The sequence below is a fragment of the Methylotenera sp. 1P/1 genome (assembly GCF_000384355.1).
Lineage (GTDB): Bacteria > Pseudomonadota > Gammaproteobacteria > Burkholderiales > Methylophilaceae > Methylophilus.
Genome location: NZ_ARWC01000001.1, coordinates 2242480 through 2266894 on the forward strand (window position 1 = coordinate 2242480; position 24415 = coordinate 2266894).

A 24415-nucleotide genomic window follows, 5' to 3' on the forward strand; every position below is an offset into this window, starting at 1 on the left:
TATCATGAATACACAGACTTATGATTTTAAACAAAAAGCCATTTGGCAGACCTTGCGCGTACAGGATTGGCTGTATGCGTTGGTGTTGATGGCCGGTGCTATTTTTGCCTATAGTCGCTACTCGCAATATATGGATGCCTATGAACTTGGCTTCTTGTTTGGTGCAGCGGCCACGTTTAGCTATTTAGGCTGGCGCTGGAAAGGCCTGGCTAAACTGGTGATAGGCATCGCTGTGTTAAGTCTGTTTGCCATTAATTTGTATCATGGTAGCCAAGCCCGCGCTGGTGAAAGTTTCTTTCTTAAGTACTTAATTTCAAGTCAGTCCGCAGTCATGTGGATGAATGTGTTGTTTATTTTGGCCATGTTGACTTACTGGTTTGCATTGTTCAAGCGTAGTGAGTTTATAGGGCGCGTGGCATCTGCACTCACTTGGGCTGCGGTGCTGTTTGGTTTTGTTGGGCTAATGGTGCGCTGGTACGAGTCTTATCTGATTGCGCCTGATGTAGGCCATATTCCTATCAGCAACTTGTATGAAGTCTTTATTTTATTCTGCTTGATTACCGCATTATTGTATTTGCATTACGAATCTAAATTCAATACCAAGCAGTTAGGTGGTTTTGTGTTGCTGATTATCAATGCTGGTGTAGGGTTTATTTTATGGTACAGGTTTGACCGTGGTGCAGATGCCATTCAGCCGTTGGTTCCTGCATTGCAAAGTTATTGGATGAAAATCCATGTGCCGGCTAACTTTATTGGCTATGGGTCGTTCTCATTGGCCGCTATGGTCGCTGCTGCCTATTTATTGGCAAAACGCGGTATCTTAGCAACGCGTTTGCCAAGCTTAGATGTGCTGGATGATGTGATGTACAAAGCCATTGCAGTGGGCTTTGCTTTTTTCACCATCGCCACTATTTTGGGCGCCATGTGGGCAGCTGAAGCGTGGGGTGGTTATTGGTCTTGGGATCCTAAAGAAACCTGGGCGCTCATTGTGTGGTTAAACTACGCGGCTTGGTTGCATTTGCGTATGGTCAAAGGCCTTCGCGGTCCGGTATTGGCATGGTGGGCATTAGTCGGTCTCATCGTGACTACCTTTGCGTTCTTAGGCGTCAATATGTTCCTAAGTGGTTTGCATTCGTACGGCGAACTCTAGGGTTGCGATTAAAAATAGGGTTTAATGATTCGCGGTAGTGTTATCTGTTGATAATGCTACCGTAAACTTAACCGCACCATTCAGATTGCTGCTTAAACTAAGCGTGTAACCCGCCTGCCTCGCGTCCTGCGCTGCATGGTACAAACCAACCCCTAAGCCATTTTGTGATTGAATGTGCTTTTTAAATAATTCAGCAGCGGTTTGTTGCGGCATGGCTTTACCGGTATCCGTCACTTCAATGCAATACTGGTTAGATGAGAGTTCAGTAACTTCTACTTTGATGAGCGTATTGGGCTCATATTTGGTTTTCTCAATGGCATTCCCTAGCAAGTTATCCAGCACGCTGTCCAGCACCTCTGCATTGATATCGTGCTTGGGTAAATGTGACGCCACAAACTCCACTTGCGGCTGTGTATAGCGCAACCGTAGATTTTTCCACCATGCAGATATTTTCTCTTGCCGCTTTTTCTCTTCACTTGGCGCTTTGAGCTTGTCTAGCGTTGAGGCAATACGCTGATTGAGCACCGGTAGCTGCTTTTTAATTAGCTTGAGTAAAGCGTCGGTGTCGGACTCATGCGTTTGCTCAGCTGCCGTCACCAAGGTGCCCACCGATTGCAGAATATTTTTAATATCATGCGTCAGGCGCGAGCCTGTCTCATAAAAGGCCTGCATGTAAGTGTTTTGGCGCAAGGTCTCTTCACGGCGTTTGGCTTCGTAGAATTCGCCCATAATTTGGGTGAGTAGCTTCACGTGCACATACAGCGCGGGTGACATTTGCCAACGCGTATGCAGGGTCATGTAAAAGTCTTTAAAGTTAAAGTCAGTAGAGTAATTGGTGTGATGACCAAGCTTGCCTTGCGTTTCATCTGCCAGCCAAGAAATGCCGGAAACCCATTCCAGTTTCATCATCTCGTTCATGGCGGCCTGGGTAAAGCCGTTGGGTGTGGATTCATGTTCGGCAAGGGTGGCAATGTTTTTAACCCATTGCTCAAAAGGCATGCCGATACTTAATAAGTAGCGCGACATCAGCAACTCTACGCCAGAAAATTTGGTGCTGGGGCGCCATAAATAGCTTAAGCCAAATAAAATCACAGACAGGCCGGATATCGTATAAAACATCACTTGTATGTAATTGACGTTTTGCAACGTACCAATCGCATAGCTGCCTAACACAATAATAATCGCCAGCATAAATAGCACAAGCGTGTAGAAAAAGTCGACTACCGGCGTGTTGTCAGTTGGTCCGGCGCTATTTTTTATAAACAGAATGGCCACAGGCAATAATGGCATAAAGTAGAAAATGACAAACTCAGCAGCTAATAAATCGTTAGATGCATTCAGTAGTTTTGGTACCACCCAAAGTAAGAGCATGGCGAGCAAATAACTCGCAGCCAAAATATGAATCAGTCGATTCTTTTTAGAATCACCCGAGAAAATCCGGCCGCCCAATAAGCCAAATAATATGGCTAACCAAATGGCGGTAAGCCACCAATTAAAGTATAAAAATCCTAATAGCCCCACTCCAACCAGTGCAATAGAAGCAATGATGGAAAGTTTTTGGCTGCCGCGCCAAATCGGCTGCCAAATGAGAAAGATGCCAAACGATAAAAAGTAAAACATTTGCCGATACACTTCATCTTGGTCAAAAAAGATGAGGAATGCATGCAGTGATAGCAACATCAACGCCATGACACGGTGAGAGTTTTTGAGTAGCTGTTGACTAATATTGCGTTTATTTAGAAAATTCATCATAGTGAAAGTGTTATAAATTAAAGTAACTTACGGTCAACAGTTAAAGTTCGGTGTCATCAAGTCAACACTATTGACGAAATTTCAACAAAGCCTGTCATGAAATCTGCGATTTAAGTCCTAATTTTATGCTTTATTTGGTTTTTTGATTGGCATAAAACTTGCAAGTTACGAACTAACAATAATAATGCTTTTAAGTGACATAACTAAAAAAACAAACAATTAGGATACCACAATGAAAAAACAAACAGGGTTTACCTTGATCGAGCTGGCGATTGTGCTAGTGATTATAGGTTTGCTACTAGGCGGAGTGCTGAGGGGGCAGGAGCTAATTAATAGTGCTAAAGTTAAAAACATGGCACGCGATTTTCAAAATGTCCAAGTATATATTTATGGCTATCAAGATAAATATAGAGCGTTACCTGGGGATGATGCAGCCGCTAAGGCGCATTTAGGTACAGCAGCCGATCAAGCTGGTACAGGTTCTGGAAACGGACAAATAGGTGGAAATTGGGACTCGACGACAATCACTGATGAGTCTGTAATTTTTTGGCAGCATGTAAGGCTGGCCGGATTGGCTCCAGGTTCAACAGTGGTGGGGGCTGGTGGGTATTACCCAACTAATGCCGATGGTGGTAAGTTGGGGGTTCAAGGTTTGGCTTCCGCGGCGAATATACCAAGCGGATTGAGCGGTTCTTATGTAGTTTGCTCCGGCGCTATATTGGGGAAATTCGCTAAGCAGTTAGATACTACTTTGGATGATAGTGAAACATCAACTGGATCAATGAGGATTTATGCTGCAGGTAGTGCAACAACTTGGGTTACATCGGCAAATGCTACTGATTCAAGCGTTTTTAATGTTTGCATGGCTTTCTGAAAAGCATAGCTTTTAAATTTAACAAAACCCGCGTAAGCGGGTTTTTTGTTTTCCGAACCTATTTATATTTTTGCGTGTCAGTCATTTTGATTTAGAATAAGTCAAATTCAAATTAACGCACAAATGACTCCCAATATCGTCGAAATAGATAATCTTTCCTTTGGTTACAAAGGACGCATGTTGCATCAAGGCATCAATATGGTGTTCCCACGTGGTAAGGTCACTGCCATTATGGGCGGTAGTGGCAGTGGTAAAACTACGTTATTGCGCCTCATTGGCGGGCAAATCAGACCTACTAAGGGGCAGGTGCGTGTAGATGGTGATGTAGTACATCAGCAGGATCGCACCGGAATTTATCGTATACGCCGTAAAATGGGCATGCTGTTTCAACAAGGTGCTTTATTCACAGATCTGTCTGTGTTTGAAAACGTTGCTTTTCCCATGCGTGAACATACCGATTTACCGGAAAGCATGATTCGCGATTTGGTGTTGATGAAACTGAATGCCGTAGGTTTGCGTGGCGCGCATCAACTGATGCCTACTGAATTGTCAGGGGGAATGGCTAGACGCGTGGCATTAGCACGGGCGATTGCATTAGATCCCAGTATTATTATGTATGATGAACCATTTGCCGGCTTAGACCCTATTTCAATGGGGGTGATTTGTCATTTGATTCGTACACTGAACGATGCGCTTGGAGCAACCTCTATCATTGTCACGCACGATGTTGAAGAAACCTTCCGTTTTGCTGACTATATTTATTTTGTGGCCAATGGCGTGGTAGCGGCAGAGGGTACGCCGGATGAACTCAGAAACTCTAACTTGCCGTTTGTACATCAATTTGTGTATGGCGAGAAAGATGGTCCGGTGCCATTTCACTACGCAGCAGATGATTACGCACGCTCTCTATTGGAACACAAAGCATGATTAAATCAGGATTGTTGATCGGTTTAATCCGGGTGTTCAGAAACATAGGCCACAGATTTGTAGATGGTATTTGGCGTTTAGGCGCTGGTATGCGTTTGTTTTGGCTGACGCTAACATCATCTGGTGAAAGCTTTAGACGTTTTCACCTGACTATTCGTGAAATTTATTTCACTGGGGTGATGTCGCTCATTATTATTCTTGTTTCGGCTTTTTTTGTTGGTATGGTGCTTGGTTTACAGGGATATCATACTTTACAAAGATACGGCTCATCCGAGGCAATTGGTGTGTTGGTAGCATTGGCGCTGGTGCGCGAATTAGGCCCAGTAGTGACGGCTTTATTGTTTGCTGGCCGTGCCGGTACTGCAATTACTGCTGAAATTGGGTTAATGAAAGCCACAGAGCAGCTTTCAGCCATGGAGATGATGGCAGTGAACCCGATTGCGCGTGTGATTGCGCCGCGTTTCTGGGCTGGCGTAATCGCTATGCCAATCTTAGCCACTTTGTTTTCTATGGTCGGTGTTTTGGGCGGCTATCTAGTGGCTGTGCCTGTCATTGGCGTAGATGCGGGTGCATTTTGGTCGCAAATGCAGGCCAATGTGGATTGGCAACATGATATTTTGAATGGGGTAATTAAAAGCATGGTGTTTGGCGTAGCCTGCACCATGATCGCCTTATTTGAAGGATATGATGCACCCCCCACTGCGGAAGGTGTGAGTCACGCCACAACAAGAACAGTAGTGACATCTTCACTCGCAATATTGGGTCTGGATTTTATATTAACCTCATTTATGATCAACGTATAAGCAAGCAGGAGCAGCAATGGATAGAACAACAATTGATTTATGGGTGGGTGTGTTTGTAGCGTTAGGTGTTGCCGCGTTGCTTGGTTTGGCCATGAAAGTGGGCAACCTAACCACTGCTAATATTGGGGAAACCTATACGGTAACAGCCAACTTTGAAAATATTGGCGGCTTAAAGCCAAGAGCCCCAGTGAAAAGTGCGGGCGTGGTGGTGGGGCGCGTAGCGGGGATTACTTTTGATTCTGCAACTTATGAGGCAGTAGTGAGTCTGAACATCGACAAACGATATGCTTTTCCTAAAGATACCTTTGCAAATATTTACACTGCAGGCTTGTTGGGCGAGCAATATGTGGGTCTTGAGGCAGGTGGAGATGACGTACAATTAGCCAATGGCGACAAGATTACACAAACGCAAGATGCCGTTGTGTTGGAAAAAATGATTAGCCAGTTCTTGTATAACAAAGCTTCTGAATCGACAGACGACAAATCTAAGACGTCTTCCGAATCAACCAAATCGGAAGAAGATACGTTAGGTGCAAGTCCATTGGATAAGATTGGCAAGTCTTCTGCAGATAAAGCCGAAAAATAATAAATTTACAGAATCAATGAAAAGGAATTAAACAGCATGAAACAATTAATAGCAGCATTTGGCCTGTTACTGGCCAGTAGCTTAGCAATTGCGGGCGAAGGCCCTGATGAGTTGGTCAAAAGAACTGCAGATGATGTACTTGCGGTAGTAAAGTCCGACAAAGACATTCAAGCAGGTAACCAAGACAAGATTTTCAAATTGGCTGAAGAGAAAATTCTGCCTAACTTCAACTTTGAAAAAGTATCACGTTTGGTATTGGGTAAAAACTGGACCAAAGCGACGCCAGAGCAGCAAGCTGCGTTTCAAAATGAGTTTAAAACCTTATTGTTACGTACTTATGCAACAGCGCTTTCTAAATACAAAAATCAGGTGATTGAGTACAAGCCTTTGCGTTTACCTGAGGGTTCAACTTCTGCAACAGTGAAGACATCCATCGTGCAGCAAGGCGGTCAGCCGATTGCTGTAGATTATGCGCTGGAAAAGAAAGCAGACGACTGGAAAGTGTATGACATTGTGATTGAAGGCGTGAGCTTGGTCACTAACTATCGTAGCCAGTTTGCACAAGAAATCCGTCAAAATGGTTTGGATAGTTTAATTAAAAAGTTGGCCGAGAAAAATGGTGCGTCAGCTGCAAAATCAAGTTAAATGCATTCACTTGATTTGTCGCGCTTAAATTACATGTTTTGGGAGCCCTTGTTTTGATAGACATCACACAAGAAGCCAATCGCTGGCAATTGTCTGGCGATTTGGTGATTCAGAATATCAGCCAGGTATTGGATGCCAGCAGAGCGCTTACCTTAACGGATGCTACAGCGTTGGATTTTGCCAAAGTGACCGATGTGGATACTTCGGCCATCAGCTTGATTCTAGAGTTGAAGCGCCGTGCCAGTGCTGAACATGTAGCGTTGTCATTGGTCAATGTGCCAGCAAATTTGGTGAGCTTAATGCAACTGTATGGTGTAGATGATTTTGTATTGCCAAATTAATTGTAACTGAGTAGTTGTTTTGGGTGACCCCAGTCCTTATTTAAAGGGTTGGGGTTTAGTTTTTTTATCTATGCTTTAACTTTATTAACACCTAAACGGATGAACGTTTGTTTTGAAAACACCAGCAATACAAATACATGATGTACATAAGCAATTTGGGCAACTCAATGCGCTGAATGGCATTGACTTAAGCATTGAGCAGGGCGAGTTTTTTGCACTGTTAGGCCCCAACGGGGCAGGCAAATCTACGCTGATTAATATTATGGCAGGTCTGCTTAGGCCTACTATAGGTCACGTAAGTATTATGGGGCACGATGTTATAGCCGATTATCAACAGGCGCGCATGGCTTTGGGCGTGGTGCCACAGGAGTTGGTGTTCGATCCCTTTTTTAATGTGCGAGAAATGTTGCGATTTCAGGCGGGTTATTTCGGCCACGGTCCTGAAAATGATGCCTGGGTGGATCAGGTGATTGAAGGGCTCGGCCTGACCGATAAAGCACACACCAATATGCGTAAACTATCAGGCGGGATGAAGCGGCGCGCACTGATTGCGCAAGCGCTTGCGCATCGTCCCCCAGTCATTGTGCTAGATGAGCCGACCGCGGGTGTGGATGTGGAGTTGCGTCAAATGTTGTGGGGCTTTATCAAGCAACTCAATCGCGAAGGGCACACCATTATTCTCACCACGCATTATTTGGAAGAAGCGGAAACCTTGTGTGAGCGCGTGGCGATGATGAAACAAGGCAAAATAGTCGCGTTGGATACTACCGCTAATCTACTGAAATCACACGCAGGTAAAAATCTGCGCTTGACGCTCAAAGGCGCACATTTGCCGCCAGCTTTATTGCCTATGCTTAAACACGGCGAGCTTGGCGTGTTTACACTCGCGTTATCAGATTTGACGCAAGTGGAATTTGCCTTGGCGGAGTTACGTAAAGCCAATGTTGACATCGAAGATATGCAATTGATAGAAGCGGATTTGGAAGATGTGTTTATGTCGCTGGTGGGAGGGGTATGAAACTGATTGATGCAAATATTCCGTCTGCTTGGCGCGGCCCTTACACTTTGTTTAAAAAAGAATTGCTGCGTTTTTGGCGTGTTGCGTTCCAAACTGTCGCTTCTCCGGTACTTACGGCGCTGCTGTATTTGCTGATCTTTTCGCATGTACTGGCTGATCATGTGCAGGTGTATAAAGGCGTGCCTTATACCGCATTTTTGGTGCCGGGTTTGATTATGATGTCGCTATTGCAGAATTCGTTTGCCAATAGCTCGTCTAGCCTTATTCAATCTAAAGTAATGGGCAATGTGGTGTTTATTCTGCTCACGCCACTGACCTATCTGCAGTTTTTTTCAGCATTTCTAGCAGCATCTATTATTCGTGGTCTGTTTGTAGGTTTAAGTATCTATCTGGTGTCCATCTGGTTTGTGGATGTGCCACTGGTGCATCCGATGTGGATATTCGTATTTGCCTTATTGGGCAGCGCCTTGCTGGGTACCTTTGGTATTATTGCCGGCATTTGGGCGGATAAGTTTGATCAAATGGCGGCGTTTCAGAACTTTGTTATCATGCCGCTTACTTTTCTGTCGGGCGTGTTTTATTCGATTCACTCTTTGCCGCCATTTTGGCAGGTCGTATCAAAATTCAATCCGTTCTTTTACATGATTGACGGATTCCGCTATGGTTTTTTCGGTCAAGGTGATGTGTCACCATGGATTAGCCTAGTCGTGGTCATGGCATTTTTAATCGCATTAGCATGGGCATGCCTAAAAATGTTAAAATCAGGCTATAAATTGCGCGGCTAATACGTCGCCAAATGTAAATAAATTGAAGAGGTTAACGCGTGTTAAGTGCACAGCAATTAGAAAGTTATATACAGCAAGGCTTGTCCTGTGAGTTTATCCGCGTGCTGGGCGATGATGGCACCCATTTTGAGGCGGTGATTGTCAGTGCCGCGTTTGAAGGTAAACGCATGGTGCAACAACATCAGTTAGTTTATCAAGCCTTGGGCGATCGCATGCGTGCTGAAATTCATGCGTTATCCATGCAAACCTATACCCCACAACAGTGGCAACAATTAAACGCAACCGCATAAAAGCGATTGCGTAATATCAGATTCAGTTCGGAGAGTAAGTAAAAATGGATACACAAGCAAAAATCAAAGAAACCGTTACCACCAATGATGTGGTGCTATATATGAAAGGGAGCCCAAAGTTCCCACAATGTGGCTTTTCTAATTTGGCCACGCAGATTCTAGATGCATGCGGTGCACAATATACTGCGGTGGATGTGTTACAGGATCAGGAAGTTCGCGAAGGCATTAAGCAATATGCTAATTGGCCAACAATCCCACAGTTGTACGTGAAAGGTGAGTTTATCGGCGGGGCTGATATTATGCGTGCCATGTACGAGAGCGGTGAATTGCAAACCTTGCTCGGCGGCACACAAAGCTAAATATCGGAACGGATAAAACATTTTGGATAAACTCATTATTGAAGGCGGCGCCACATTAAACGGCGAGATCGTCATCTCCGGTGCTAAAAATGCAGCATTGCCTATTTTGTGTGCTGCTTTGTTGGCAGAAACACCACTGCACTTAACCAGTGTGGCTGCACTGAAAGATATTGATACCACGCTTAAATTGCTCGATACCATGGGCGTAAAAGTGACGCGCAATGCAGATAAAGTGAGTTTGGACGCAAGTGATGTGACCTCGTTTGAGGCGACCTATGAAATGGTGAAAACCATGCGCGCTTCTATTTTAGTGTTAGGTCCTTTGTTAGCGCGTTTTGGCAGTGCACGTGTGTCTTTGCCAGGCGGCTGCGCCATCGGGTCTCGTCCGGTAGATTTGCATATTAAAGGATTGCAGGCCATGGGTGCCGCGATTCATATTACGCATGGCTATATTCAAGCCAGCACCTTGCATCTGCCTAACCGCAGGTTGCAAGGTGCCAAATACTATATGGATCTGGTCACGGTGACTGGTACAGAGAACTTGATGATGGCGGCGGCGTTGGCACAAGGCACGACCGTGCTAGAAAATGCTGCTAAAGAGCCGGAAGTTGTGGATTTGGCCGAATGCCTAAATAAAATGGGTGCCAACATCAAAGGTGCGGGTACCGACACGATTACCATTGAAGGTGTCGAGCGATTAACCGGTGCAACCCATAATATTGTCTGTGATCGTATTGAGGCGGGCACTTATATGGTGGCTGCTGCCATGACTGGCGGCGATGTGACTTTGCGTAATGCACGCCCTGACTTACTGGAAGCGGTGATTGAAAAGTTGCGCGAAGCAGGGGTAACCGTGACTCAGACGGCTGACAGCATTACGGTAAAAGGTAACGGTAAACTCAAGGCAGTCAATATTCGTACAGCGCCGCATCCAGCCTTCCCAACCGATATGCAGGCGCAATTTATGGCCATGAATACTATTGCAGAAGGCGTGTCGACGGTGGTGGAAACTATCTTTGAAAATCGTTTTATGCATGTGCAAGAGTTGCAACGCATGGGCGCAGATATTAATGTAGAGGGCAATACCGCACTGGTCAAAGGCATTCCACAACTAGAAGGCGCGAATGTGATGGCCACTGACTTGCGCGCCTCTGCTGGTTTGGTATTGGCTGGCTTAGTGGCGGATGGTGAAACGGTGATTGACCGTATTTACCATTTAGACCGTGGCTACGAATTCCTAGAAGAAAAATTAACTAAACTTGGCGCCAAAGTGCGTCGTTCTCACTGATATGATTACCATCGCCTTAAGTAAAGGTCGCATTTTTGAAGAAACCACGCCACTGCTAGCAGCGGCGGGTATCCATGCATTGGAAAATCCGGAATCTTCGCGCAAACTGATTTTACCTACCAACCGTGACGATGTACGCCTGATTATTGTGCGTGCTACCGATGTCCCTACCTATGTGCAATATGGCGCAGCCGATATTGGCATTGCCGGTAAAGATGTACTGGATGAGCATGGTGGCGAAGGTTTGTATCAACCATTGGATTTAAATATTGCCAAATGCAAGATGATGGTCGCGGTGAGAGAAGGCTTTGATTACGAGGCCAGTATCCGTCAAGGTGCACGCCTAAAGGTGGTGACCAAGTACGTGAAAACCGCACGCGAGCACTTTGCAGCCAAAGGCATGCATGTCGATTTGATTAAGTTGTACGGCTCGATGGAATTGGGCCCCTTGGTAGGGTTGGCTGACGCGATTGTAGATTTGGTGAGTACTGGTGGTACTTTACGCGCCAATCATCTACAAGCAGTAGAGGAGATTGGCGCAATCAGCTCACGCTTGGTTGTCAATCAGGCTTCACTTAAGCTCAATCGCGCACAATTGCAGCCGATTATCGATAGCTTTGCACAAGCTATCCAGTAGATTTCGAAAGTAAATAAGCATGAACATCAGACGTTTATCGACCTTAGACACCTCTTTTGACCAAGATTTAAAAGCCTTGCTGGCGTTTGAAACCGCACAAGACGACAGTGTGGATACAGTTGTAGCCAATATCCTAAAGGATGTAAAAGCACGCGGCGATGCTGCGGTGTTGGAATATACCAATCGCTTTGATAAAACCAATGCTCAAGGTATGGCTGAATTAGAGCTATCCCAGGCTGAATTAATTGCGGCGTTAGAAGGTTTGCCCGCAGCGCAGCGCGAAGCTTTGCAAGCGGCTGCAGACCGTGTACGTAGCTATCATGAGAAGCAAGTGATGCAATCATGGAGCTATACAGAAGCCGATGGTACGCTGTTGGGTCAGCAAGTGACTGCATTAGACCGGGTAGGCTTGTACGTGCCCGGTGGTAAAGCGGCATACCCCTCTAGTGTATTGATGAATGCCATCCCTGCCAAAGTGGCGGGCGTAAAAGAGCTCATCATGGTGGTGCCAACGCCTAATGGTGAAAAGAATGCGTTGGTACTAGCAGCGGCAGCTATTGCTGGCGTAGACCGTGTATTCTGTATCGGCGGTGCGCAGGCGGTAGGTGCGTTGGCGTATGGTACAGAAACAGTACCGCAAGTCGATAAAATCACAGGGCCTGGCAATGCCTATGTGGCCGCGGCAAAACGTCGTGTGTTCGGCGTGGTGGGTATTGATATGGTAGCGGGTCCGTCTGAGATTTTAGTCATCTGTGATGGCAAGACTAATCCGGATTGGATTGCGATGGACTTGTTTAGTCAGGCTGAGCATGACGAATTGGCGCAATCCATATTGCTATCACCAGATGCAGACTTTCTGGATGCGGTAGCGGCGAGTATTGAAAAACAAGTGAAAGAGATGCCGCGCCAAGACATCATCCGCACTTCTTTGGAGAATCGCGGCGCACTGATTTTAGTGAAAAGTTTGGAAGAAGCGGCAGACATCAGTAACTACATTGCACCTGAGCATTTGGAGTTGTCTGTGGAGGAGCCATATGCGTTTAGCCAAAAAATCAAACACGCCGGTGCTATCTTTATGGGACGTGATACCTGTGAAGCGCTTGGCGATTACTGCGCTGGGCCTAATCACGTGTTGCCTACTTCGCGCACGGCACGCTTTAGCTCACCGTTGGGTGTATATGATTTCCAAAAGCGCTCAAGCTTGATTATGGTGTCATCTGCTGGCGCACAAACGCTAGGTAAAATCGCCTCCACACTGGCTTATGGTGAGGGCTTGCAAGCGCATGCCCGTTCTGCTGAATATCGTTTGAAGTGAGTTGTGTGTAATGAGTAAGTATTGGAGCCCAATCGTACACCAGCTGACACCTTATGTGCCAGGCGAGCAGCCTAAACTCACTAACTTGGTCAAACTGAATACCAATGAAAATCCTTATGGTCCAAGTCCTAAGGTGATTGCTGCATTGCAGGCAGAGGCGGCAGAGACACTGCGCTTGTATCCGGATCCAAATTCTGACCGGTTAAAAACCGCGATTGCCGAATATCATGGACTGCAAAACAATCAAGTGTTTGTGGGCAATGGTTCGGATGAAGTGCTCGCACACGCTTTTCATGCGCTGTTTCAGCATGAGCAACCTCTATTATTCCCAGATATTACTTATAGCTTTTACCCGGTGTATTGTGGCCTGTATGGTATTGAATATGCGCCAATTGCGCTGAATGAGCGCTTTGAAATCAACATCGACGACTATTTGCGGCCTAATGGTGGCATCATTTTCCCTAACCCGAATGCACCTACTGGCATCCCGCTCGCATTGTCAGAAATAGAGCGCTTACTTAAAGCGAATCAACATTCGGTAGTGCTGGTAGACGAGGCCTATGTCGACTTTGGTACAGAGTCTGCGGTACAGTTGATTCAACAATATCCAAATTTGCTGGTAACACACACGCTTTCTAAAGCGCGCTCGCTTGCAGGTCTGCGGGTAGGTTACGCACTTGGCCATCCGGATTTGATTGAGGCGTTGATTCGAGTAAAAGATAGCTTTAACTCCTACCCGATAGACCGTTTTGCCGAAGCCGGTGCCGTAGCGGCGATGCAAGATCATGCCTATTTTAACCAAGCTTGCGCGCAGGTCGTGGCTACACGCACCCATTTAATTAAAGAACTGCAAGCCTTGGGGTTTGAAGTGCTACCATCGGGCGCTAATTTTATTTTTGCTCAACATCCTGCGCACGCAGGTGAGGCACTCACCGCCAAACTGCGAGAGCAAAATATCATTGTGCGGCACTTCAAAAAACCATCACGTATTGCACCATATTTACGGATTACCATCGGCACCGATGCGCAATCAGAGTATCTAGTGAATGCATTAAAATCAATTGTTTAGTCAAACTGGTCCAGTAAACCGGGCTTTTGCCTTCTATTTGTAACAAAATCTTAATTTGACGTGACTAAATTGTTGAAAAAACACATCAATTGCGGTTATGATGCGAGAATGTACAAAACGTGCAAATGGTATTTTGTAAAATTTAATTCTACATACTACAAAATATTAAATTTTTAATCGAATATTGAGCGAGTTCGGAGGAAGAAGCATCATGGCACAAACCCAAATGGCATTAGATTCACTAGATTTTGACGCAACAGTTGCATTAGCGGCTAAAGTTGCTCCACATGTGGACATTTTAGAAATCGGTACACCTTGCATTAAGCATAACGGTATTGAATTACTTAAGACTTTACGCGCTAAATTCCCAAACAACAAAATCTTAGTTGACTTGAAAACAATGGATGCTGGTTTTTATGAGGCTGAGCCTTTCTACAAAGCTGGTGCAGACATCGTGACAGTATTGGGTACAGCAGATATCGGTACAATCAAAGGCGTAATCGACGTTGCTAACAAATACGGCAAACAAGCACAAGTTGACTTAATCAACGTTGCTGACAAAAAAGCCCGTACATTAGAAGTTGCTAAATTAGGCGCACACATCATTGGCGTACATACTGGTTTAGACCAACAAGCTGCAGGTCAAACACCATTTGCTGACTTAGCATTAATCACTGGCTTGAAAACAGGCGCTAAAGTATCTGTTGCAGGTGGTGTAAAAGCCGCAACTGTAAAACAAGTGGTAGATGCAGGTGCAGATATCGTAGTAGCAGGCGCAGCGATTTACGGTGCAGCAGATCCAGCAGCTTCAGCAAAAGAAATTACTGGTTTAGCACACGGCGCTAGCGCATCAGCAGGTGGTTTTAAATGGTTGCCTTGGGCAATCGCAATCGGTGCAGCATTGTTAGTGTTGTCTTTATTGAACAATAAAGCACCAGAAGAAGCAGCGGCAGAAGCGCCAGCAGCAACTGAGCAAGCGGTAGAAGCAGCTCCAGCTGAAGCGGCACCTGCAGAAGTAGCACCAGCCGAGGCTGCGCCAGCAGCTGAAGCGGCTCCGGCAGAGGCAGCACCTGCAGAAGCAGCAGCACAATAATCGATTATTCGATTGAAAAGCCGACCGGTGGTCGGCTTTTTTATTTGCATTTTGCCAGCGTAGCGCTGTTTAGGTTAAAATGCTGTTAAATGATTGATTATCATAATTTTAGTTTGTAATTTTTTATAAAGATGACATGGCTATGCGTCAAGCAGAAATATCCCGCAATACCTTAGAGACACAAATCACGGTTTCCATTAATCTCGATGGGTCGGGCGTTTCGCAATTTAATACTGGTTTAGGCTTTTTAGATCACATGCTGGACCAGATTGCGCGTCACGGCATGATGGATATTCAAGTGCAAGCGAAAGGTGATTTGCATATTGATGCGCATCACACGGTAGAAGACATTGGCATCACATTGGGCCAAGCTTTCTTAAAGGCATTGGGAGACAAGAAAGGCATTAACCGCTATGGTCATGCCTATGTGCCATTGGATGAAGCATTGAGTCGCGTAGCGTTGGATCTGTCAGGTCGCCCCGGCTTGGAATTTAGCTGTGAATTTACGCGCGCCGCCATTGGTGAGTTTGATGTGGATCTGATTCATGAGTTCTTCCAGGGCTTTGTCAATCACGCACTGGTCACCTTGCATATTGACAATCTCAAGGGGCATAACTCGCACCATCAAGCGGAGACGATTTTTAAGGCGTTTGGCCGTGCTTTGCGCATGGCAGCGACGCATGACCCACGTATGGCAGGCATTATGCCATCCACCAAAGGCAGCTTATAACACTTGTTGCTACTGAAATGAAAAATATCGATATCGCCGTAGTGGACTACGGCATGGGCAATCTGCGTTCGGTGTCTAAAGCACTGGAACATGTAGCGCCTGATTTGAATGTGGTCGTCACCAGTGACCCACAGCAGATTCACCAAGCGAATCGCGTCGTGTTTCCGGGACAAGGGGCGATGCCTGATTGTATCCGTGAGTTGGACTCGCGTGGCTTAAGTCAGGCTGTGATTGAAGCGACGCAACAGAAACCATTTTTAGGTATTTGTATCGGCCTGCAAATGTTGTTTGAGCGCTCAGAAGAAGGGAACGCAGCAGGGTTGGGTGTGTTTGCAGGGCAAGTGAAACGTTTTGCCGCAGTAGATATGCATGATACAGAAGGCCGCAAGCTGAAAGTCCCGCACATGGGATGGAATCAGGTGCAACAACCAAATCAGCACCCTTTATGGCAAGATGTCGCAGACAATGAGCGCTTTTATTACGTGCATAGCTACTATGTATGCCCAGATGAATCTGGGTTGGTCACGGGTATCACGGACTACCCTAAGCCATTTACCTGTGCCATTGCCAAAGATAATTTGTTTGCAGTACAGTTTCACCCTGAAAAAAGTGCAAAAGCGGGGTTACAATTATTACGTAATTTCGTACACTGGAACCCTTAACCGTTTACGCTTGTTTTATTGATTTTTCTAACGCCTATTTATCACTACCATGCTTATCATTCCCGCAATCGATCTCAAAGACGGCCACTGTGTTCGTTTAAAACAAGGTTTAATGGAGGAGTCCACAGTCTTTTCTGAGGACCCCGGCGCTATGGCGCGACACTGGGTGGATCAAGGTGGAAAACGCCTGCACTTGGTGGATTTAAACGGTGCCTTTGCAGGTAAGCCGGTGAACGAAGGGGCGATTAAGTCCATCGTTAGTGCAGTGGGCGGTGACATTCCTATCCAGTTGGGTGGCGGTATTCGCGATTTGGATACGATTGAGCGCTATTTGGATGATGGCATTAGTTACGTCATTATCGGTACTGCGGCTGTCAAAAATCCTGGCTTTTTGCACGAAGCCTGCTATGCATTCCCCGGCCAAATTATGGTAGGGCTAGATGCAAAAGATGGCAAAGTTGCTGTGGATGGTTGGTCCAAGCTCACTGGGCACGATGTGATTGATTTAGCCAAGAAGTTTGAAGATTATGGCGTTGAAAGTATTGTCTATACCGATATTGGACGCGATGGCATGTTGACGGGCGTCAATATCGAAGCGACTGTCGCATTGGCGCAGGCCCTGACGATTCCGGTGATTGCCAGCGGCGGCGTGACCAATTTGGATGATGTGCGCAAATTATGCGCCGTGGCTAAAGAAGGCATCATTGGTACCATCACTGGCCGCGCCATTTATGAAGGCACTTTGAACTTTGCTGCAGCACAAGCCTTAGCGGACGAGCTGAGCGCCTAATGGGATTAGCCAAGCGCATTATTCCTTGTTTAGATGTCACCAATGGTCGTGTGGTCAAGGGCGTTAACTTTCTAGAGCTACGTGATGCAGGTGACCCGGTCGAGATTGCACAGCGCTATAACGATCAAGGTGCGGATGAGCTTACCTTTTTGGATATCACTGCGAGTTCTGATGATCGTGATTTGATTTTACATATCATTGAAGAAGTTGCTTCTCAAGTGTTTATTCCACTTACGGTAGGTGGTGGTGTGCGGCAGGTGGAGGATGTACGTCGTTTATTGAATGCTGGTGCAGACAAGGTCAGTATTAACACGACTGCAGTATTGAATCCCCAAGTGGTTCAGGATGCCGCCAGTCGCTTTGGCTCGCAATGTATCGTGGTCGCCATTGATGCGAAAAAGGTAGATAATCAACCGTTCGAGTGGGAAGTATTTACCCATGGCGGGCGTAAGGCAACAGGCTTGGATGCGGTGAAGTGGGCACAGCATATGGTGAGTTTGGGTGCGGGCGAGTTGCTGGTGACCAGCATGGACCGCGATGGCACCAAAATTGGATTTAACAATCCGCTAAACCGCGCCATTTCAGATGCGGTCGATGTACCGCTCATTGCATCAGGGGGTGTGGGTAACTTGCAACATTTGGTTGATGGTGTCACGCTCGGTGGTGCAGATGCCGTACTTGCTGCCAGCATCTTCCACTATGGTGAATACACAGTAGAGCAAGCAAAAACCTATATGCAGCAACATGGTATTGAGGTGCGATAATGGCTTGGCTGGATGAAGTAAATTGGGATGAAAGTGGCTTGGTGCCTGTGATTGCACAAGAGCACGACACCGGTAAGGTGCTGATGTTTGCTTGGATGAATCGCGAAGCGCTAAGACTCACCGAAGAGACGCAACAAGCAGTGTATTGGTCACGCTCACGTCAAAAATTATGGCATAAAGGTGAAGAATCTGGCCATATACAGAAAATTCATGAAATTCGATTGGACTGCGATGAAGATGTTATTCTGATACGCGTTGAGCAAGTAGGTGGTATTGCTTGCCATACCGGCCGTCATAATTGCTTTTTCAAAAAACTAGATAATCAAACTTGGTTGATTGACCAAGCGGTGAAAAAAGACCCTAAAGAGATTTACCATGAGTGATGTCTTGAATCGGCTGGCAGAATTACTGGAACAGCGGAAATCTGCAGATCCAACCACGTCCTACGTAGCCAAACTGTATACCAAAGGTTTGGACAGCATTCTCAAAAAGATTGGTGAGGAAGCGACCGAGACTGTCATCGCCGCCAAAGATGGACAGCGTGAAGCGATTGTGTACGAAACGGCAGACCTCTGGTTTCATACATTGGTAATGCTGGCGCATCACAATATTCAGCCGCAAGAAATTCTAGATGAGTTGGCGCGCAGAGAAGGGTTGTCCGGCATTGATGAAAAGAATGCCAGACCTAAAGACTAGGTAGTCAAAGATTAAATGTGATTGGTTGTGACTTAACCACAATTGTTTGGCATTAACGGGGTGTAGGACATGGATGAAGATTGCATTTTTTGTAAAATATTTGCGGGTAGTATCCCATCAAAAAAAATCTATGAAGATGAAGACGTAATTGCGTTTTTTGATATCAAACCCATGGCCAAAGTACATTTTTTAATTGTGCCGAAATTACATGTGCCTAGCCTGAAAGAGTGTGATGCAAGTCATCAAGCCTTGTTGGGCAAGATGTTGCTACTGGTGCCCAAGTTGGCAGAGGCGCAAGGCTTGGCAGGGTTTAAAACGCTCATCAATACTGGCCGCGAAGGTGGGCAGGAAGTTTTTCATTTACATATACACGTATTTGGTGGCGGGCCTGCAGGCAGTTGATGCCTGCGCCTAGACGTTACACAAATTAAGGAGATTATCATGGGTTCTTTTAGTTTATGGCACTGGTTGATTGTGTTACTAATTGTTGTGCTGGTATTTGGTACTAAAAAACTACGCAATATTGGTAGCGATGTAGGTGGCGCAGTAAATGAGTTTAAAAAAGCCGTGAAAGATGGTCAGTCACCTGAAGTTGCTGATGAAAGTGCTGGCAAGACGATTGAAGGCGAAGTCACACATAAAACTAAGCAATAGTCGCCGTGTTTGATATTTCATTTTCGGAGTTGATTGTCATTGCAGTTGTGGCACTGTTGGTGATTGGTCCGGAGAAATTACCAAAGCTAGCGCGTACATTGGGTGCTTATACCGGGCGCATGCAGCGATTTGTTGCGCAGGTAAAAGATGAAGTGAATCGCGAAATGCGTTTTGAAGAGTTGCAAAAGCTCCAGCAAGAAGTCAATAGTGCTGCTTTGCAAACTGAATCCAGCATTATGGCGGGCGTACAATCTCTGCAAGACACCACTATGGATGATGGTGTAGCCCCTGTTTCCAAGCCTGCCACTAAAAGAAAAGCAAGCCCCAAAATCAAAAAATCCCAACCTGCCGCCGGTGATGATGCGTTGTCTACGCCTAAGGTAAAACGTGCGCGTGTCAGCAAGAAACCTGCGCAGCCAGAATAGCGCATTAGCAATAGACGCCGATATGACCCCAACAGAATCCTTTATTTCACATTTGATCGAACTCAGAAACCGCTTGTTGCGGATTGTGCTAGGGTTTGTACTGGTGTTTATTGGGCTATTTCCGTTTGCAAACCGTATCTACAGCCTATTGGCAGCGCCCATGCTAGCCAAGCTGCCTGCAGGCGGCCAGATGATTGCCACTGCAGTGACAACACCGTTTTTTGTGCCGATGAAAGTGGCCATGATGGCGGCTTTTGTGATTTCGTTACCGCATACCATTTATCAAGTGTGGTCGTTTATTGCGCCTGGCCTGTATGCGCATGAAAAAAAGTTGATGTTGCCCGTGATTGTTGCCAGCACACTATTGTTCATGCTTGGGATGGCGTTTGCATACTTCTTGGTGTTCCCCGTGGTATTTGGCTTTATTGTGGGGAGCGCGCCAGCCGGGGTCGCGGTGATGACAGATATTTCCGAATATCTGGATTTTGTCATGACTTTGTTTATGGCGTTTGGCCTGGCGTTTGAAGTGCCGATTGCTGTCGTGCTGGTTGCCCGCTTTGGTTGGGTAACGGTAGCTCAGTTACAAGAGGCGCGTGGTTATGTAGTGGTGGGCGCGTTTATTTTAGGCGCTATCTTTACACCACCGGATATCATCTCGCAGTTTATGCTGGCAGTACCGCTGTGGTTGCTTTATGAGTTAGGCGTATTGGTAGTGAAATACACGCAACCTAAAGCCAATAGTATACAAGCTTAACTTACTATCTTTTTGCCGCTACTGGTCTGGGGCGTTTTCCAACCAGCAACTCCACTTCAATCAATTTGCCCGTTCTGACAATGCCTAGCGTTGCTTTCTGCTTTGGCTGTAATACCGCAATCAGATTCAACATAGACTCGCTATCCGTCACCTTGTTGCCATTGATGGACACCAAAATATCGCCGGGCTTTAACCCTGCCGCATCAGCAGGGCTGTCACGCAAAATGCCAGCGATCAGAGAGCCTTCCGCTTTGTCCAGCTTAAAAGACTCAGCCAATTCCGGTGTAATGTCTTGCGCTTCAATCCCAATCCAGCCGCGGGTGACGCTGCCGGTGAGTGTGATTTGCTCCATGACCTGCTTGGCGATGCTGACGGGGATGGCAAAGCCAATGCCCATACTACCGCCGCTGCGAGAGTAAATCGCGCTATTAATGCCGATTAAATTACCATCGGCGTCAATCAGTGCGCCACCAGAGTTGCCTGGGTTGATGGAGGCATCGGTTTGAATGAAATTTTCAAATGTATTAATGCCCAAATGGTTGCGGCCAAGCGCGCTGATAATACCTTGCGTAACAGTTTGGCCAACGCCAAACGGATTGCCGATGGCTAATACCACATCACCCACTTTGAGTTTTTCGCTATTGGCAAACGTAATCGCAGGCAGGTTATCTGCGTCCACTTTGAGTACGGCCAAATCCGTTTCCGGATCTGTGCCCACTACTCTGGCAGAAAGTTTGCGGCCATCGGCTAGTGCAACTTCAATCTCGTCTGCAGTATTGACGACATGGTTGTTGGTCATGATCAGGCCCTGCGCGCTGACAATAACGCCACTACCAAGGCTGCTTTCTGGCTGGGCTTCCTGATTATTCAGCTGATCGCCAAAAAAGTGCCTAAACAAGGGGTCGTCCAGATATTGTTGGTTAGGGTCTGTGCTGGCTACTTTGCTGGAGGTGAAAATATTGACGACGGTGGGCATGGCTTTTTCAGCCGCTAGACTGTAGCCTCCTTTAGTTTCTACTTTTGCTGTAGGCTCGACTTGTTTGATAATGACGGGAGCAGACTTGATGGCAAGCAGTTCCGGGTAGAACATTCTTAATACAAACAAAAGGCCCAAGCAGGCGGTCACAGATTGTGCAAAAATAAGCCAAATTTTACGCATAACACCTTCAGGTAAATAAAGATAACTCAGTATATTGGAAATGATATGAAATTAAGCGCACTTAACTTGTATTTGAAGGATATTTTACAGCCCGCTCGCTTTAATGACTACTGCCCAAATGGTCTGCAGGTAGAGGGAAAATCCGAGATACAACGTATTGTGACTGGGGTGACCGCTTCGCAGGCGCTGATAGATGCGGCGGTTAAGAGAAATGCAGATGCAATTCTGGTGCATCATGGCTATTTTTGGCGCGGCGAGCCGCCAGAAATTTTGGGTATTAAAAAGCAAAGAATCCAAACCCTGCTTCAGCACGACATCAATCTGTTCGCCTATCATTTGCCGCTAGATGCCCACCCACAATTTGGCAATAACGTGATGTTGGGACAGCAACTGGGATTTGATATAGAAGCATGGCTGGATGATAAGCAGATGATCGCCAAAGCGACGCTGGCGCAGCCGCTCTCTATTCAGCAGCTTAGCCTGCATGTGGCTGAAAAATTGGGTAGAGTGCCACAAATTATTCCTAGCACCCGATCTTTAATCAAGACTGTGGCGTGGTGTACCGGGGCGGCGCAGCAGTATATTGATGTGGCGATTGCCGCCGAAGTGGATCTGTTTATCAGTGGTGAGATATCGGAGCAAACCGTCCATGCCGTGCGTGAATCCAATACGGCGTACATGGCAGCGGGCCATCATGCAACCGAGCGATATGGTATTCAGGCCTTGGGCGTTCATTTAGCCAATCAGTTTGGTTTAAGTCACGAATTTGTCGATATTGATAATCCTGTTTAATTGATATTTATCAAATACTTATCCAATAAAATTTGGATGTGCCAATAAAAAAATGTATAATCCTGTTTTTGTTTAACCTGTAAAAATTGCTCCAAAAGAGCAAGTTAAGGAAGCCAATGTCAGACACCAAACATGACGCCAATGGGCTCTCGTTTCAGCCGCCCTCCGAAGTTGATGTAGAAAAACGTAAATTCCTCATTCAGGCGACTGCTGCCACTGGTGCAGTCGGTGTTGCTGCCGTGGCCGTACCTTTTGTTGGCAGTATGTTGCCGAGTGAGCGTGCAAAAGCAGCAGGCGCGCCAGTTGAGGTGGATATTAGTAAAATTGAGGCTGGTAGCATGATGACGGCTGAGTGGCGTGGCCAACCGGTGTGGATTATCCACCGCACTGAAGAAATGCTTGCAAAGTTAGATGCGCACAAGAATCAGTTGTCTGACCCTGACCTGGATGTGCCGCAACAGCCTGAGTATTGTAAAAACAAAGGCCGCGCGATCAATGAAAAATACGCAGTGATGTTGGGTACCTGTACCCATTTGGGCTGCTCGCCTAATGCTAACTTTGCGGAGACGGCAGACTGGGATGGCGGTTTTGTCTGTCCATGTCACGGTTCTAAATTCGATTTATCCGGCCGTGTGTTTAAAGGCTCTCCTGCACCGACTAACTTGGTGGTGCCACCACATCAATATCTCACTGATGCTACATTGTTAATCGGCGTAGATAAAAAGGCGGAGGCCTAGAAATGAAAAATAGTCCTATGGCAGAGCAAAAAGTCACCGCCACTACTACAGGCGGTCTGGCAGGTGTTGTGGATTGGGTGGATGCGCGTTTCCCACTCACCAGTAACATCAAAAATCACCTCACCGAATATTACGCACCTAAGAATTTTAACTTTTGGTACTTCTTTGGTTCGTTAGCATTGTTAGTATTGGTCATGCAAATTGTGACCGGTATTTTTCTGACCATGCATTACAAACCAGATGCGCAACAAGCGTTTGCCTCTGTTGAGTACATCATGCGTGATGTGTTTGGCGGCAATATTATTCGTTATATGCACTCCACCGGTGCTTCCATGTTCTTTGTGGTGGTGTATATGCATATGTTCCGCGGTTTGATCTACGGTTCATACCGCACACCCCGCGAATTGATCTGGTTGTTCGGTGTAGGCATTTTCTTAGTGTTGATGGGTGAGGCATTCTTTGGCTACTTGTTGCCATGGGGTCAAATGTCCTATTGGGGTGCGCAAGTAATTGTGAACCTGTTCTCTACAGTGCCATTCATTGGTCCGGATTTGTCTGAGTGGTTGCGTGGTGACTATTTGGTATCGGATGCGACATTGAACCGTTTCTTTGCCTTTCACGTCATTGCTCTGCCATTGGTGTTGTTGGGCTTGGTAGCTGTGCATTTGATTGCCTTGCATGAAGTGGGTTCAAACAACCCGGATGGTGTAGAAATCAAAGCGCACAAGGATAAGAAAACAGGCATTCCATTAGATGGTATTCCATTCCATCCTTACTACTCTGTTAAAGACTTGGTGGGTGTGGTGGTGTTCTTGATGGTGTTTGCAGCCATTGTGTTCTTTGCGCCGGAGATGGGCGGTTACTTCCTAGAGGCCAATAACTTTGTGCCGGCAGATCCATTGAAAACGCCTGCGCACATTGCCCCTGTTTGGTATTTCACACCTTACTACTCCATCTTGCGTGCTGTGCCACCAATTGGTATCTCACAGTTCCCTGGTGTAGTCGCCATGGGCTTGTCAGTTGTAGTATTTGCATTCTTGCCTTGGTTAGACAGAGGTGCGGTCAAGTCGATTCGCTACCGTGGTGCGCTCTACAAACGCTGGCTAGCTGCATTTGTCGTGAGCTTCTTGATATTGGGTTATTTAGGTACCGTGCCCGCAGATGTTTGGGGTCAGTTTGGCGCGTGGATGGGTAAGGCTGATCGTGCAACCGTGGTCGCACGTATTTGTATGACGGTGTATTTCCTGTTCTTTGCGTTAATGCCTTGGTATACCAAACGTGATAAAACAAAGCCAGTGCCAGAAAGGGTAACGCATTAAT

Annotated in this window: 31 protein-coding genes; 29 read left to right on the forward strand and 2 right to left on the reverse strand. The window is 46.3% G+C overall.

Features of this window, described 5'->3' with window-relative positions:
* Positions 1 to 4: 4 nt before the first annotated feature.
* On the forward strand, positions 5 to 1150 hold the full coding sequence (gene ccsB, locus A3Q3_RS0110785) for a c-type cytochrome biogenesis protein CcsB (protein ID WP_020183604.1): 1146 nt from the start codon (positions 5 to 7) through the stop codon (positions 1148 to 1150).
* 21 nt (positions 1151 to 1171) lie between these two features.
* Here the strand turns inward: ccsB and A3Q3_RS0110790 are convergent, their stop codons facing one another.
* On the reverse strand, positions 1172 to 2902 hold the full coding sequence (locus tag A3Q3_RS0110790; protein ID WP_152604026.1) for a HAMP domain-containing sensor histidine kinase: 1731 nt from the start codon (positions 2900 to 2902) through the stop codon (positions 1172 to 1174).
* Between the two features lie 232 nt (positions 2903 to 3134).
* Here A3Q3_RS0110790 and A3Q3_RS0110795 point away from each other — a divergent pair, with 232 nt between their 5' ends.
* The 25 genes from A3Q3_RS0110795 (at position 3135) to tatC (ending at position 20407) form a co-directional block, all read left to right on the forward strand.
* On the forward strand, positions 3135 to 3776 hold the full coding sequence (locus A3Q3_RS0110795; RefSeq protein WP_020183606.1) for a prepilin-type N-terminal cleavage/methylation domain-containing protein: 642 nt from the start codon (positions 3135 to 3137) through the stop codon (positions 3774 to 3776).
* 123 nt (positions 3777 to 3899) lie between these two features.
* Complete coding sequence (locus A3Q3_RS0110800) at positions 3900 to 4703, forward strand: ABC transporter ATP-binding protein (RefSeq protein ID WP_026361883.1); 804 nt, start codon at positions 3900 to 3902, stop codon at positions 4701 to 4703.
* Entirely contained in the window at positions 4700 to 5506 is an 807-nt protein-coding gene (gene mlaE, locus A3Q3_RS0110805) for a lipid asymmetry maintenance ABC transporter permease subunit MlaE (RefSeq protein ID WP_020183608.1), read from the forward strand. The genes A3Q3_RS0110800 and mlaE overlap by 4 nt, the downstream gene beginning before the upstream one ends.
* Positions 5507 to 5522: 16 nt before the next feature.
* Positions 5523 to 6092 (forward strand): outer membrane lipid asymmetry maintenance protein MlaD, encoded by a 570-nt coding sequence (gene mlaD, locus A3Q3_RS0110810; RefSeq protein WP_020183609.1) that lies wholly within the window; start codon positions 5523 to 5525, stop codon positions 6090 to 6092.
* Between the two features lie 36 nt (positions 6093 to 6128).
* Entirely contained in the window at positions 6129 to 6737 is a 609-nt protein-coding gene (locus A3Q3_RS0110815) for a phospholipid-binding protein MlaC (RefSeq protein WP_020183610.1), read from the forward strand.
* 53 nt (positions 6738 to 6790) lie between these two features.
* On the forward strand, positions 6791 to 7078 hold the full coding sequence (locus tag A3Q3_RS0110820) for a lipid asymmetry maintenance protein MlaB (protein WP_020183611.1): 288 nt from the start codon (positions 6791 to 6793) through the stop codon (positions 7076 to 7078).
* A 112-nt stretch (positions 7079 to 7190) separates the two neighbouring features.
* Positions 7191 to 8096, forward strand: a complete 906-nt coding sequence (locus A3Q3_RS0110825) for an ABC transporter ATP-binding protein (RefSeq protein WP_020183612.1) — start codon at positions 7191 to 7193, stop codon at positions 8094 to 8096.
* Positions 8093 to 8881 (forward strand): ABC transporter permease, encoded by a 789-nt coding sequence (locus A3Q3_RS0110830; protein WP_020183613.1) that lies wholly within the window; start codon positions 8093 to 8095, stop codon positions 8879 to 8881. The genes A3Q3_RS0110825 and A3Q3_RS0110830 overlap by 4 nt, the downstream gene beginning before the upstream one ends.
* Before the next feature lie 38 nt (positions 8882 to 8919).
* Positions 8920 to 9171, forward strand: coding sequence for a BolA family protein (locus A3Q3_RS0110835; RefSeq protein ID WP_020183614.1), 252 nt, complete (start codon positions 8920 to 8922; stop codon positions 9169 to 9171).
* 44 nt (positions 9172 to 9215) lie between these two features.
* Complete coding sequence (gene grxD / locus A3Q3_RS0110840; RefSeq protein ID WP_020183615.1) at positions 9216 to 9530, forward strand: Grx4 family monothiol glutaredoxin; 315 nt, start codon at positions 9216 to 9218, stop codon at positions 9528 to 9530.
* Positions 9531 to 9552: 22 nt separating this feature from the next.
* The gene (murA, locus tag A3Q3_RS0110845) at positions 9553 to 10818 is read left to right on the forward strand and encodes a UDP-N-acetylglucosamine 1-carboxyvinyltransferase (RefSeq protein WP_020183616.1); all 1266 of its coding nucleotides are present in this window, start codon (positions 9553 to 9555) and stop codon (positions 10816 to 10818) included.
* A 1-nt stretch (position 10819) separates the two neighbouring features.
* Positions 10820 to 11455, forward strand: coding sequence for an ATP phosphoribosyltransferase (gene hisG, locus A3Q3_RS0110850; RefSeq protein WP_020183617.1), 636 nt, complete (start codon positions 10820 to 10822; stop codon positions 11453 to 11455).
* A gap of 19 nt (positions 11456 to 11474) precedes the next feature.
* The gene (gene hisD, locus A3Q3_RS0110855) at positions 11475 to 12770 is read left to right on the forward strand and encodes a histidinol dehydrogenase (RefSeq protein WP_020183618.1); all 1296 of its coding nucleotides are present in this window, start codon (positions 11475 to 11477) and stop codon (positions 12768 to 12770) included.
* 10 nt (positions 12771 to 12780) lie between these two features.
* A complete protein-coding gene (gene hisC, locus A3Q3_RS0110860; protein ID WP_020183619.1) occupies positions 12781 to 13839 on the forward strand; it encodes a histidinol-phosphate transaminase in 1059 nt (352 codons plus the stop codon).
* Between the two features lie 211 nt (positions 13840 to 14050).
* Entirely contained in the window at positions 14051 to 14932 is an 882-nt protein-coding gene (hxlA, locus tag A3Q3_RS0110865) for a 3-hexulose-6-phosphate synthase (RefSeq protein ID WP_020183620.1), read from the forward strand.
* Between the two features lie 142 nt (positions 14933 to 15074).
* A complete protein-coding gene (gene hisB / locus A3Q3_RS0110870; RefSeq protein WP_026361884.1) occupies positions 15075 to 15662 on the forward strand; it encodes an imidazoleglycerol-phosphate dehydratase HisB in 588 nt (195 codons plus the stop codon).
* Positions 15663 to 15679: 17 nt separating this feature from the next.
* A complete protein-coding gene (hisH, locus tag A3Q3_RS0110875; RefSeq protein WP_020183622.1) occupies positions 15680 to 16324 on the forward strand; it encodes an imidazole glycerol phosphate synthase subunit HisH in 645 nt (214 codons plus the stop codon).
* Positions 16325 to 16373: 49 nt separating this feature from the next.
* A complete protein-coding gene (hisA, locus tag A3Q3_RS0110880) occupies positions 16374 to 17114 on the forward strand; it encodes a 1-(5-phosphoribosyl)-5-[(5-phosphoribosylamino)methylideneamino]imidazole-4-carboxamide isomerase (RefSeq protein WP_025223652.1) in 741 nt (246 codons plus the stop codon).
* A complete protein-coding gene (gene hisF / locus A3Q3_RS0110885) occupies positions 17114 to 17878 on the forward strand; it encodes an imidazole glycerol phosphate synthase subunit HisF (RefSeq protein ID WP_020183624.1) in 765 nt (254 codons plus the stop codon). The genes hisA and hisF overlap by 1 nt, the downstream gene beginning before the upstream one ends.
* Positions 17878 to 18261, forward strand: a complete 384-nt coding sequence (gene hisI, locus A3Q3_RS0110890) for a phosphoribosyl-AMP cyclohydrolase (RefSeq protein WP_020183625.1) — start codon at positions 17878 to 17880, stop codon at positions 18259 to 18261. Before hisF ends, hisI begins: the two co-directional genes overlap by 1 nt.
* Positions 18254 to 18574 carry a phosphoribosyl-ATP diphosphatase gene (locus A3Q3_RS0110895; protein ID WP_020183626.1) on the forward strand — a complete coding sequence of 107 codons (321 nt, stop codon included), beginning with the start codon at positions 18254 to 18256 and terminating at the stop codon, positions 18572 to 18574. The genes hisI and A3Q3_RS0110895 overlap by 8 nt, the downstream gene beginning before the upstream one ends.
* Positions 18575 to 18643: 69 nt before the next feature.
* A complete protein-coding gene (locus tag A3Q3_RS0110900; RefSeq protein ID WP_020183627.1) occupies positions 18644 to 18976 on the forward strand; it encodes a histidine triad nucleotide-binding protein in 333 nt (110 codons plus the stop codon).
* Positions 18977 to 19015: 39 nt separating this feature from the next.
* A complete protein-coding gene (tatA, locus tag A3Q3_RS0110905; RefSeq protein WP_020183628.1) occupies positions 19016 to 19228 on the forward strand; it encodes a Sec-independent protein translocase subunit TatA in 213 nt (70 codons plus the stop codon).
* Between the two features lie 5 nt (positions 19229 to 19233).
* Entirely contained in the window at positions 19234 to 19653 is a 420-nt protein-coding gene (gene tatB / locus A3Q3_RS0110910; protein WP_020183629.1) for a Sec-independent protein translocase protein TatB, read from the forward strand.
* A gap of 22 nt (positions 19654 to 19675) precedes the next feature.
* Positions 19676 to 20407: a twin-arginine translocase subunit TatC gene (tatC, locus tag A3Q3_RS0110915; protein WP_020183630.1), complete on the forward strand. Its 732-nt coding sequence runs from the start codon at positions 19676 to 19678 to the stop codon at positions 20405 to 20407.
* A gap of 4 nt (positions 20408 to 20411) precedes the next feature.
* Here the strand turns inward: tatC and A3Q3_RS0110920 are convergent, their stop codons facing one another.
* Positions 20412 to 21566, reverse strand: coding sequence for a Do family serine endopeptidase (locus A3Q3_RS0110920; RefSeq protein WP_020183631.1), 1155 nt, complete (start codon positions 21564 to 21566; stop codon positions 20412 to 20414).
* Between the two features lie 45 nt (positions 21567 to 21611).
* Here A3Q3_RS0110920 and A3Q3_RS0110925 point away from each other — a divergent pair, with 45 nt between their 5' ends.
* The 3 genes from A3Q3_RS0110925 (at position 21612) to A3Q3_RS0110935 (ending at position 24414) form a co-directional block, all read left to right on the forward strand.
* Positions 21612 to 22358: a Nif3-like dinuclear metal center hexameric protein gene (locus A3Q3_RS0110925; RefSeq protein ID WP_020183632.1), complete on the forward strand. Its 747-nt coding sequence runs from the start codon at positions 21612 to 21614 to the stop codon at positions 22356 to 22358.
* 116 nt (positions 22359 to 22474) lie between these two features.
* The gene (petA, locus tag A3Q3_RS0110930) at positions 22475 to 23095 is read left to right on the forward strand and encodes a ubiquinol-cytochrome c reductase iron-sulfur subunit (RefSeq protein ID WP_020183633.1); all 621 of its coding nucleotides are present in this window, start codon (positions 22475 to 22477) and stop codon (positions 23093 to 23095) included.
* 17 nt (positions 23096 to 23112) lie between these two features.
* Entirely contained in the window at positions 23113 to 24414 is a 1302-nt protein-coding gene (locus A3Q3_RS0110935) for a cytochrome b N-terminal domain-containing protein (RefSeq protein WP_088177912.1), read from the forward strand.
* Position 24415: the final 1 nt, after the last annotated feature.